Raw genomic sequence first — 11,796 nt, forward strand, 5'->3', positions numbered from 1 at the left:
CTCTATTACTCCCTTTTGCGTACACAAAGGTTTCACTATGACAATGACTCGCGGTAATTTGTTTATTTTATCTGCACCATCAGGTGCGGGTAAATCAAGCCTGATCAAAGCTCTATTGGACAAACAAGCCAATATCAAAGTTTCAGTCTCACACACAACACGCGCTCCTCGCCCTGGCGAAAACAACGGCGAACATTATCACTTCGTTACGGTTGATGAGTTTAAAGCGCTGATCGACAAAGGTGATTTCTTTGAGTGGGCTCAGGTATTTGAAAATTACTATGGAACATCAAAGCAGGCCATTGAAGATCAGCTGAACAAGGGTATTGATGTATTCTTGGACATAGATTGGCAAGGCGCTAGACAAGTTAGAGCACTGATGCCTGAAGTCAAAACCATATTCATCTTGCCTCCTTCTCAAAGCGAGTTAGAGCAGCGCTTGAACAACCGTGGCCAAGATTCTCAAGAAGTCATTGCCGCAAGAATGGCTGAAGCAAAATCAGAAAGCAGCCATTATGATGAGTTTGACTATGCCATTGTGAATGATGACTTTGAAACGGCACTGACTGAGCTTGAACATATTGTAATTGCAGCGAGACTTCAAACGACAGCACAGCAAGCTCGTCACAAAGCATTAATTGAAGAGTTGTTAGCGGATTAATTTCCCTGAATTAAGTGATAATTGCTTAATCACGATAAATTTTAACCATTCACTTGGCGAAGTAGTCTGTTTCAAGTAAACTAGCCCTTTGCTAAATGTATAATTTTTTGGAGTGCTTCGATGGCTCGCGTAACTGTAGAAGATGCAGTAGATAAAATTGGTAACCGTTTCGATTTAATCCTTGTTGCAGCGCGTCGCGCTCGTCAGATTTCTGTTGGTGGCAAAGATCCTATGGTTGAGGCTGAAAATGATAAGCCTACCGTTATCGCGCTACGTGAAATTGAAGAAGGTCTTGTAACTACAGACTCTCTAGACATGATCGACCGTGAAGAGCAGCAAAACCAAGAGGCCGCTGAGCTTGCAGCAGTAGCAGCCATTGTTGGTGGTAACCGCTAAAATAAACTTCTAGACGGCTTTTAAAGCTCAGTCTAAAGAAAGTTTGATATAACGCCAGCGCAAAGCTGGCGTTTTTTTTCATTATATTGCAAAAGCATCGTGCCTTTGCGTTGGCTTCCGAGCCAATTCATCGTATATTCAATAATAACTATCTATTAACTTCACTGGAACATTGGAGTGTGAATGTATCTATTTGAAGGCCTCAAGAAAAAAATCTCAGAGTACCTAGCACCTGAAGATGTTGAACTGGTACAAAAAGCCTATGTCGTCGCGCGTGAAGCACATGAAGGTCAAACGCGTTCTAGCGGTGAGCCTTATATCACTCACCCTGTCGAGGTGACACAGATACTGGCCAGCATGAAGTTAGACCATGAAACGCTCATGGCTGCATTAATGCATGATGTCATCGAGGATACTGATTTTAGTCAGGCAGATCTGGCCGAAATATTTGGTGAAACCGTTGCCGAACTCGTCGCCGGCGTCAGTAAATTAGATAAACTCGACTTTAAAGATAAAAAAGAGTTTCAAGCAGAAAACTACCGTAAGATGATCATGGCAATGACGCAAGATATTCGTGTCATTCTCATTAAACTTGCAGACAGAACTCATAACATGCGTACTCTGGGCTTTTTAAGGCCTGAAAAGCGCCGCAGAATTGCCAGAGAGACGCTCGAGATATTCGCGCCCATTGCGAATCGCTTAGGTATTCATGATATCAAAAATGAGTTAGAAGACTTAGGCTTTCAAGCGCTTTACCCTATGCGTCACCGCGCACTTAAGTCAGAAGTTGCCAAAGCGCGTGGCAATCGTAAAGAAGTGATCAGTAATATTCAGACCGAGATTGAGTCTCGTTTAGAAGAAAGCGGTATAACGGCTTCCGTTAAAGGTCGAGAAAAGCACCTATATAGTATTTATAAAAAAATGCTTAATAAAGAGCTGCTATTCAACGAAGTCATGGATATTTATGCGTTCCGCATTAATGTCGATAACATAGATACCTGTTACCGAGTCCTTGGCGTTGCGCATAACCTATACAAGCCCATTGAGACTCGCTTTAAAGACTACATCGCGGTACCAAAAACCAATGGTTATCAGTCATTGCATACGTCATTAGTCGGTCCACACGGTATCCCTGTCGAAATTCAAATTAGAACACATGATATGGACCATATGGCCGATAAAGGGGTCGCAGCGCACTGGATGTACAAAAAATCTGGTGACAGTGCCGGTCATACTGCTCAGCAGCGCGCTCGCCAATGGATGCAAAGCTTATTGGAGCTGCAACAAAGTGCAGGCTCTTCTTTCGAGTTTGTAGAAAACGTCAAAACAGAACTCTTCCCAGAAGAAATTTATGTATTTACCCCTGATGGTCGAATCGTGGAACTTCCGATGGGCGCAACCGCAGTTGACTTTGCTTATGCAGTGCATACGGATGTGGGTAATACCTGTGTTGGAGCGAGAGTGAACCGCAAACCTTACCCGTTAAGTAAAGCGCTTGATACAGGGCAAACCGTTGAAGTTATCACCAGCTCTGGCGCGCATCCTAATGCCACTTGGTTAAACTTCATTGTCACCGGTAAAGCACGATTAGGTGTACGAAACTACCTCAAAAGCCAACATCAAGAAGAATCCATCCAACTTGGCAGACGTCTTTTAGATTCCGCTCTTGGAGAGCAGAAAATTGACGATATTCCAACAGAACAGATTGAACGTGTTTTAGAAGAGCACAATCTAAATACTCTGCTAGAACTACTCGTTGAGATAGGCAATGGCAACATTATGAGTGTGCTGATTGCTAAGCGACTACTCCAAGCTGATGACGGGCTTGAAAGTCTAGCCAAGCAAGCCAAAGCTGCGATTATTGGTACTGAGGGTATGCTGGTTACCTATGCTAAGTGCTGTCGACCTGTACCAGGTGATGCTATTGCAGCTTATGTCAGCCAAGGTAAAGGCTTGATGGTTCACAGGCAAGAATGTCGCAATATTAGAGGCTGGGAAGGTGAACGCGCTAAATACTGTGTTGTAAAGTGGGAAGACAACCCTGAAAAAGAGTACATCGCAGCGCTGAGGGTTGAAATCATCAACCACCAAGGTGCACTCGCTAAGCTCACCAATGTCGTTGCCAGTGCACAAGCTAATATTGTTGAAATCGCCACTGAAGAAAAAGAAAGTAATTTATATATTATTGACTTAGGCGTGACTGTCAAAGATAGAATTCACGTTGCGAATATTATGCGCAAAATACGTGTGATGCCAGATGTGCAACGCGTATATAGAAAGCGCTAAAGGAAGTTATTATGAACAAAGCGATCATTTCAACCGATCAAGCGCCAGCCGCAATCGGGACTTACAATCAAGCAATCAAAGTAGGAACTGCTGTATATCTGTCAGGCCAGATCCCATTAGTACCGAACACCATGGAAGTTATTTCCGAAGATTTTGCTGAACAAACACATCAAGTGTTTAAAAATCTCACAGCCGTGTGTGAAGCCGCTGGCGGGCAATTGCAGGATATGGTCAAAGTGAATATTTTCATGACCGATTTAAGCAATTTTGCCACGGTAAATGAAATCATGAGCCAGTATTTCAAAACCCCGTACCCTGCGCGTGCGGCGATTGGCGTCAAAGAACTGCCAAAAAATGTACAAATTGAAATTGATGGTATTATGGAACTGCCGTCAATGAATTAATGTACACCTGTTTAAAAGGCCTAATCACTAGGCCTTTTAAACTTTCTTCACGACACATTTTACTCAACTTGATAAAAATCTCTTTAAATTAGCTCTTCAACTTTGATCTTAACAGCTTGACTACATACTATTAATTAAGCAAGCTGATATCACAACACAAAAATTGACACACACTTTGACAGCCAATTTTTAGCCACTGCAATAGGGTAGTGAGTATTGGAATTTATTTGTTTTTTGGCTGTCATACTAATAACAGGAAAGAAACCGCTGATGGCAAACCTACACTGTTGTCGAAGCGTATGAAAAGGGTAAGGTTTAATGCGAGCTCTATTACAGAGTCGCTCGGTCTATAAGGAATAGTCTGTGTTTAAAGTCACAAAAAATGGCCAAGTTTTAATGGACGTTGCATCTGCTACGCCACCCAGTCAGGCGTTTATTGTCGAGGCGCTTGAGTGCTCTCCCTATGCCGATTGCGAAGTAGATCATGACTCTATTGCCGCCTATTTTCAAAGTGAAGTTGCAGAGCAGCAGCTCTTGGTCGCAAAGCAAAAACATGCACAATTACAGATCTCAATTTCTGAAGATAAAATGCAAGCTACGGCGACATTAACCACAGCACAAGGTGGTAGCCTGATAAGCCTTGATCAAGCAAAAAAAATCATCATTAAGTCAGGGGTGTGCAGGGGTTATAAACAAGCACTACTAGAAAAGCTCCTGGCAAAGCAATTTGATGAATTACCTGGCTCCCAACATACTGGTATTATCGCTCAAGGCCGACCTCCTGAAAATGGCCTCCCCGCCAAGCTTATATCGCATGTATTAACGTTGAAAGAACGCTTGAAACAGCCAAAACTAAGAGAAGATGGTACCGTAGATATGCGCGACTTTGGTGCGTTATCAAGTGTTTCACCTGGCACATTACTTATCACTCAGCGTCCAGCCTCTCCAGGAAAAGAAGGCTTTACTGTAACCGGTGACAGTATAACACCCGTGCCCGGAGAGTCGTTTCAGCTCGTGGCTGGCGAAGGCACAGAGATCTCACCAACCAATCCACTCGAACTTATCTCGACCATTGCTGGTTGTCCTTCTGACATTCAAAACGGCATGAGAGTAGATGACATTTTTACCATCGCAGATGTGAATGTGAAATCTGGTCATATTGAATTTAGCGGCAGTGTCATTGTGACCCATAACGTAGAGCCAGGTATGAAAGTAAAAGCCAGCGGCGATATTACGATAATGGGGACTGTTGAGTCCGGAGAAATCATCAGTGAAGGTAATATTGAAGTGCGCGGAGGTGTAATTGGCCACCTAGATCACAGTGATAATGACCAAAGCTTAACCTGCAAACTCATTGCCAACGGCGATATTAACATTGTGCATGGTCAATATACTTACCTCGAAGCGCGGAATATCTATATTCAAAAACAAGCGAATCACTGTGATATTAAAGCATTAAAAACAGTTAGAGTTGGATTAGAAGATAACCCTCGCGGCAAGCTCATTGGAGGAACGGTGTTCGATGCACAATCGGTGACGGCCGGAGAAATTGGTAGCCCGTCAGGTGCAACTATGTCTGTATACCTAGCCAACTCGGGGGTAGAAATAACCCACAAAACAGACCAATGTATACGAGAGCTGGGGGAGACTGATGAACAATTGGAAAACTTACAAAAGGCGGTAGAAAAAGCAGATCAACTTAAAGATATTGAAAGAAAAAAAGTGCTGATGGCAAAGATCAGTGCCACACAAACTCACTATTGCCAACAAGCTGAAGCACTTGAAAATAAACTCAGCGAATTAGATCATACTTTGCATGACTTGCTTGGGGGCACCCAGTTGCAGGCGACTTCGGCACTGCACTCAGGTGTTGAGCTTCATATCTTTGACAAAACCTATACCACCAATCGCAGTTATCCACCCTGCACTGCGAAGTTAGTTGATGGGCAAATTGAAATTGAGTTTAAGATTTAAAAGGGGGTGGCCCACCCCCCTTTAGATCGCTTTATAGCACACCTTCTATTGACTGCTTGAGCTCTTCTGGCCATACGCCTACCTGAACTTGTGCAATGTGTTGCTTTTGCAGCAATAACATAACTAAGCGTGATTGACCAATACCGCCACCAATCGTCTGTGGTAAGTCACCAGCTAACAACGCCTTATGCCAATCAAACTCAAGTCGCGCTTGTGCATCACTAATTTGCAGTTGATGAGCCAGAGATTCAGGAGATACGCGGATCCCCATTGAAGAAATCTCAAAGGCATCTTCTAGAGCTGGGTTCCAAACTATGATATCCCCATTTAAGCCCTGATACTTATCACAAGTAGCTGTAGACCAGTCATCATAGTCTGGCGCACGTACATCGTGAATCTTGCCGTCACCTAATTCACCACCAATCCCAATTAAAAATACAGCCCCGTACTCTTGTGCAATGGCCTTTTCACGTTGCTTTGCGGTAAAGTCTGGGTACATTGCACGCAGCTCTTCAGCATGAACAAAAGTGATTTGCTCAGGTAAGAATGTCTCAATATCATATTCTTGTGAAATAACCTGCTCGGTGTGCTTAATACATTTATATAAGGTTTGTACGGTTTCTTTAAGCGTCTCAAGACTTCTCTGTGTATCTGCACAAATCACTTTTTCCCAATCCCATTGGTCTACAAATACCGAATGAATTGGTGATAAACGCTCTTCATCTGGGCGCAATGCTTTCATATGCGTGTACAACCCTTCCCCGACTTCGAAGCCAAAATCGCCTAACGTTTTACGTTTCCATTTTGCTAAAGAATGGACAACTTCAAATTCACTGTCAGCGAGTGTCTTTACTTTAACTGATACCGCTTTTTCTGTACCGCTTAAGTTATCTTGAATACCGTCGCCAACCTTCGCGAGTATAGGCGCTTGCACTTCGACCAAGCCTAACTGCTCCGTTAGCTGTGCTGAGAAAACGCTTTTAACGCGTGCGATTTGATGTTGTGTTTTTAAGTATTGTGATTTCATGTTGATCCCCATTCCAAACTGTCGATGATTTTTTGTGTATTAATTACTTGATATACCCATCGTCAACAAATTTCGATAAAAATTCAATATTCAAAAACAAAAATACACATACACAACTTTAATCAATAAAAAATTGAGGTTATATTTATGGGAACAATAATTTTAGATAAAAATAAGCATGGAAAATTATCAAATCGATAATCTCGATAAATCCATCTTGCACGCACTTATGAATGATGCAAGAACACCTTATGCTGAATTAGCCAAACGTTTCTCAGTGAGCGCTGGCACAATTCACGTCAGAGTAGAAAAGATGAAACAAGCAGGGATCATAGAAGGCACTAAGGTGTGTATTAACACTAAAAAGCTTGGCTATGACGTGTGCTGCTTTATTGGTATCAACCTCAAACATGCCAGAGATTATCAAGATACCATTGCCCAATTAGAAACTTTTGAAGAGGTCGTAGAAGCTTATTACACGACAGGTAATTACAGTATATTTATCAAAGTATTGAGCAGTTCAATGGACCATTTACATGATGTGCTCGTCAATAAGATACAATCTATTGAAGCCATTCAATCAACTGAGACGCTGATTTCTCTGCAAGCACCAATAATGAGAGAAATACAGCCATAAAACATCCGACTCTATCAACTCAAATAGGTGTGTACTTATACAGTAATAATTTTGATATAATACGCCGTAATATTGTATTTAAGAGCAGTCCTTGATGAAAGAAAATCGCTTTCAGCGCGTAAAACGAATATTGGAACAACGCCAAACGGATTTGACTGTGTGCCTCGATGAAGTGCACAAACACCATAATTTATCCGCAATCGTAAGAACAGCTGACGCAGTGGGCTGTCACTATGTTCATGCTGTTTGGCCTCAAGATCAAAGACGCTTAACTAATAACACCTCCGGCGGTAGTAAAAACTGGGTTGATACTCAAATGCATGATGATATCGACCAAGCAGTTGCAAAAATTCGTGAACAAAACCCAGGGATCCAACTGCTTGCTACGAACTTGAGTGATACTGCTGTCGACTTTAGAGAAATCGATTATACCAAGCCAACAGCGGTGATAGTTGGCCAAGAGCGCTTAGGTATTTCTGATAGAGCACTTGAACATGCCGATCAACACATCGTGATCCCTATGGCAGGCATGGTGCAATCTCTGAATGTATCGGTTGCCGCAGCACTCATTCTTTATGAGGCACAGAGACAAAGAGAAGAAGCAGGTATGTACCAGCGCAAAGATATGTTAGACCCTAAAGTAAAACACACGCTGCTATTTGAAGGATGCCACCCAATTATCGCCAACCGTTGCAATGAAAAAGGCCTCCCTTACCCTGAACTAGATGATGAAGGTGAGATCATTGCAGACGAAACGTTTTGGAACACGTTGAAATTTAGTAAAAAGTAAGGATTTCTATGTCTAGCCCTAATTTAGCTAATTACCCAATTACAGACTTAAAAGGTGTTGGCCCTAAAGCCGCTGAACGATTGGCTAAATTAGGCATAGCAAGTGTTCAAGATATGCTTTTTCACTTGCCGCTGAGGTATGAAGACCGAGCGAAGACATACTCCATCGCCACATTAATGCCACACATGCACGTCAGTGTAGAGGGAGAGATAGAGCAAGCCAATATCACATTTGGTAAACGCCGTATGCTCATGTGCCAGATCAATGATGGTACTGGTAGGCTTACCTTACGATTTTTTAATTTCTCTGCGGCCCAAAAAAACGCCATGCAACCGGGCAAAATTATGCGCTGCTTTGGCGAAGCGCGCCGTGGTCGCGTCGGTCTTGAAATGGCGCACCCTGAATACAGTATCAAAGATGCGACGCAAGAAACGAGTACAATAGAAGACACACTCACCCCTGTTTACTCAACCACTGAAGGCCTCAAGCAACTCAGTATACGTGCAATTGCTGAGCAAGCCGTTCAGTTACTGCACAAATATGATATTGAAGATCATTTACCAGCTCAATTCAGGCCGAATCAACTCAGTCTAAAAGAGGCACTTTTGCTACTGCATGCACCACCGCAGGATATCGATTTGAGCCAATTAGAGTTAGGTCAGCACCCTGCGCAACAACGCCTTGCGTTTGAAGAGCTGCTCGCACAAAACTTAAGCCTTTTAAAGCTCAGACAAAAAAGTCAGGCAGTGAAAGCTGTCGCATTGCCACCAACGAACCAAATTGAAGCTGAGTTTTTAGCACAGTTACCATTTAAGCCGACCAATGCACAAAGCAGAGTTGTTAGTGAGATAAAACAAGATTTGCAAAAGCCAGAGCCCATGTTGCGTCTTGTGCAAGGAGATGTTGGTTCTGGTAAAACTCTGGTTGCCGCTCTAAGTGCTTTAACAGCAATCTCACAGGGTTATCAAGTTGCACTCATGGCACCCACAGAGATCCTGTCAGAGCAACATGCACTCAATTTTACCAACTGGTTTACAGCGTTAAATATAGAAACCTGTTGGCTGGGCGGCAAAACCAAAGGCAAAGAACGTAAAGAAACACTCGAAAAAATAGCCTCAGGACAAGCCCAAATGGTGGTCGGCACCCATGCACTCTTTCAAGAGCAAGTTAACTTTTCTAATCTCGCACTCATTATTATCGATGAACAGCATAGATTTGGCGTACACCAACGGCTATCACTCAGAGAAAAGGGAAAATTTGATGACTGCTACCCTCATCAATTAGTCATGACGGCCACCCCTATTCCGCGAACACTTGCCATGACAGCATATGCTGATTTGGAAACTTCGGTGATCGATGAACTGCCGCCAGGAAGAACCCCAATTACCACGGTAGCTGTCCCTGATACTCGCCGAGATGAGGTGATTAAACGCGTTAAAAGTGCCTGTATTGAGCAAAATAGGCAAGTTTATTGGGTATGTACACTGATCGATGAGTCTGAAGTACTACAATGCCAAGCAGCGGAAGATACTGCACAGCAGCTCACCAAGTTGTTACCTGAGCTAAAAGTCGCTCTCGTACATGGCCGCATGAAAGCCCAAGAGAAGCAGCAGATAATGGCTGATTTTAAGTCTGGTAATTACCATGTACTCGTTGCCACCACCGTTATAGAGGTCGGCGTGGACGTTCCGAATGCCAGCTTAATTATAATTGAAAACCCTGAACGTCTTGGGCTTGCTCAATTGCACCAACTCAGGGGCCGTGTTGGACGTGGCGCAATTGCATCACATTGCTTACTCTTATATCACGCACCGCTGTCTAATACGGCACAAAAACGACTTGGCGTGCTCAGAGACAGCAATGACGGTTTTATAATCGCTGAAAAAGATTTAGAGATCAGAGGACCCGGTGAAGTACTCGGTACTAAACAAACGGGATTGGTGGATTTGAAAATTGCCGATTTAACACGCGATAAGCACATGCTGCCCAGTATACGAGGTATCGCGTTTTCATTGTTAAATCAGCACCAAGCGTCTGTGGATCCTCTGATCACGCGTTGGATGGGCAACAGAAGTGAGTTTGCTATGGCTTAATTAAATAAGTCATTGCTCTCTATCACTTCAACCTGATAGCCATCGGGATCTGTTACAAAAAAGAACCTAGCAACCAGTTTATTCAGCTGTTTTAGCGTCTTAATATCCGTCGGAGCATAACCGTTTGACTGTGCTTTCTCCCAAATCGCCTTGAGATTATCAGTGCTAAATGCCAAATGCCCATAACCATCACCTAAGTGATAACCATCTGTTTTATCAAAATTATGAGTTAACTCTAATTCAAATTCACTCTCTTGATTACTTAAATAAGTTAGGGAGAAGCTTTCGAACTCTATAGACCTTTTTACCTCTAACTCAAATAATTCATGGTAGAATTTAATAGAGTGTTTCAGGTCTTTTACTCGAACCATAGAATGTATCATTTTAGCCAATGGAGCCTCCTTCATGTGCGAACTCTACGCATCTCAAACACCGGAATTATACCAAGTCACTAAAAAGTCGATTCGCGTGCAAGGCGTCGTCACGAGCTTGGCATTGGAAAACAAAGTTTGGCAAATACTTGAAGAAATAGCAGACCGAGAACAAATCAGTGTGGCTCACTTTATTTCTACTCTTTATCAAGAGTCTATTGAAAAACATGGCCATGTTAATAACTTGGCGTCTCTTCTGAGGATCTCTTGCCTTACTTATCTACAGCATTGTACTGACTGAATCACCAAAAGAGGTAGTAACCTAATACTACAAAAGGATTTGCAAAAAATTTTTGTAACTCTTTCACATTACTAGTAAAGGCTATAGACTTGTCTACCAAATATTTGACCGTTAAAGCACTTTAGCTATGAAATCTCAGTTTGGTAGGCGCGCCTTCACCCATATGGAACTATATAGCTTGTTTAATGGCTACATTTACGGTGACGAAAAGCTAAAGCGAGAACAGCCCAAACACTGGCACTTTTGGCTGCCTATTTTGGCATATTATACCGGTGCATATAGTGATGAATTAGGTAGTTTAAACTTAAATGATCTCACTAAAGTTGGCTCAGTTCACACATTTAGTTTCCATACTCATGGCAAAATTCAACATAGAATTGTACCCATCCACAATGCTCTCTGGCATGCCGGTTTAGAGCAATACATACAATTCGTTAAAGAGTCAGGCCACAGTCGCCTACTATTTGATCTACCATCTAAGTCAAACCGTTATAGCGAAAAAGTACGTATATGGTTTTCAGGAGAAGGTGAACGATTAGGTTACTTGCAAAAGTGTGGTCTACCAAATGTTGATCAGCAAGGTCTTAAAACTGCAATTAGTAGCTTAAGGTTAAACTTTGAACAGCAAATATATATCTCTGCGATTCAATTGGGAAATCGATCGGCAATGAGTTATTTACTTGGCTTAAAAGAAGGTGGGGATAGTGTTGAAGCACCAAATATTGACTTGTTAGCTCGAGTTGTAAAGCCTGTGCGAGTGATAAATAACAATATATCCTGGCAAAGGTTCACCGAACGCCACTAACCATTCAATATCGTAGTAAGCAAACTTATTCAAGTCCACTTACTACGCTAA

General features: G+C 42.5%; 12 protein-coding genes. 10 read left to right on the top strand and 2 right to left on the bottom strand.

The window, feature by feature from the left end; translation table 11 throughout:
- Nucleotides 1-37: 37 nt before the first annotated feature.
- The 5 genes from gmk (at nt 38) to JF50_RS24730 (ending at nt 5,721) form a co-directional block, all read left to right on the top strand.
- The gene (gene gmk, locus JF50_RS24710) at nt 38-661 is read left to right on the top strand and encodes a guanylate kinase (protein ID WP_039611917.1); all 624 of its coding nucleotides are present in this window, start codon (nt 38-40) and stop codon (nt 659-661) included.
- Between the two features lie 120 nt (nt 662-781).
- Nucleotides 782-1,057 (top strand): DNA-directed RNA polymerase subunit omega, encoded by a 276-nt coding sequence (rpoZ, locus tag JF50_RS24715; protein ID WP_039611918.1) that lies wholly within the window; start codon nt 782-784, stop codon nt 1,055-1,057.
- Nucleotides 1,058-1,240: 183 nt separating this feature from the next.
- Entirely contained in the window at nt 1,241-3,343 is a 2,103-nt protein-coding gene (gene spoT / locus JF50_RS24720) for a bifunctional GTP diphosphokinase/guanosine-3',5'-bis pyrophosphate 3'-pyrophosphohydrolase (RefSeq protein WP_039611919.1), read from the top strand.
- A gap of 11 nt (nt 3,344-3,354) precedes the next feature.
- Nucleotides 3,355-3,747 (top strand): RidA family protein, encoded by a 393-nt coding sequence (locus JF50_RS24725; RefSeq protein ID WP_039611920.1) that lies wholly within the window; start codon nt 3,355-3,357, stop codon nt 3,745-3,747.
- Nucleotides 3,748-4,110: 363 nt separating this feature from the next.
- Nucleotides 4,111-5,721 carry a DUF342 domain-containing protein gene (locus JF50_RS24730; RefSeq protein WP_039611921.1) on the top strand — a complete coding sequence of 537 codons (1,611 nt, stop codon included), beginning with the start codon at nt 4,111-4,113 and terminating at the stop codon, nt 5,719-5,721.
- A 31-nt stretch (nt 5,722-5,752) separates the two neighbouring features.
- On the opposite strand, the gene asnA is transcribed toward JF50_RS24730, so the two are convergent.
- Complete coding sequence (asnA, locus tag JF50_RS24735; RefSeq protein WP_039611922.1) at nt 5,753-6,748, bottom strand: aspartate--ammonia ligase; 996 nt, start codon at nt 6,746-6,748, stop codon at nt 5,753-5,755.
- Nucleotides 6,749-6,926: 178 nt separating this feature from the next.
- On the opposite strand from asnA, the gene asnC reads away from it, so the two are divergent.
- From asnC to recG, 3 genes are all read left to right on the top strand, one after another.
- A complete protein-coding gene (asnC, locus tag JF50_RS24740) occupies nt 6,927-7,385 on the top strand; it encodes a transcriptional regulator AsnC (protein WP_039611923.1) in 459 nt (152 codons plus the stop codon).
- A gap of 94 nt (nt 7,386-7,479) precedes the next feature.
- The gene (gene trmH, locus JF50_RS24745; RefSeq protein WP_039611924.1) at nt 7,480-8,175 is read left to right on the top strand and encodes a tRNA (guanosine(18)-2'-O)-methyltransferase TrmH; all 696 of its coding nucleotides are present in this window, start codon (nt 7,480-7,482) and stop codon (nt 8,173-8,175) included.
- A gap of 8 nt (nt 8,176-8,183) precedes the next feature.
- Entirely contained in the window at nt 8,184-10,268 is a 2,085-nt protein-coding gene (recG, locus tag JF50_RS24750) for an ATP-dependent DNA helicase RecG (RefSeq protein WP_039611925.1), read from the top strand.
- Here the strand turns inward: recG and JF50_RS24755 are convergent.
- Nucleotides 10,265-10,651: a VOC family protein gene (locus tag JF50_RS24755; RefSeq protein ID WP_235423524.1), complete on the bottom strand. Its 387-nt coding sequence runs from the start codon at nt 10,649-10,651 to the stop codon at nt 10,265-10,267. The genes recG and JF50_RS24755 overlap by 4 nt on opposite strands.
- 22 nt (nt 10,652-10,673) lie before the next feature.
- On the opposite strand from JF50_RS24755, the gene JF50_RS24760 reads away from it, so the two are divergent.
- Complete coding sequence (locus JF50_RS24760) at nt 10,674-10,940, top strand: ribbon-helix-helix domain-containing protein (RefSeq protein WP_039611926.1); 267 nt, start codon at nt 10,674-10,676, stop codon at nt 10,938-10,940.
- Nucleotides 10,941-11,067: 127 nt separating this feature from the next.
- Nucleotides 11,068-11,745, top strand: a complete 678-nt coding sequence (locus tag JF50_RS24765) for a hypothetical protein (RefSeq protein ID WP_200890438.1) — start codon at nt 11,068-11,070, stop codon at nt 11,743-11,745.
- The last annotated feature ends 51 nt before the right edge of the window (nt 11,746-11,796 follow it).

This window comes from Pseudoalteromonas luteoviolacea (assembly GCF_000814765.1).
In the GTDB taxonomy this organism is placed as follows: Bacteria; Pseudomonadota; Gammaproteobacteria; order Enterobacterales; family Alteromonadaceae; genus Pseudoalteromonas; species Pseudoalteromonas luteoviolacea_H.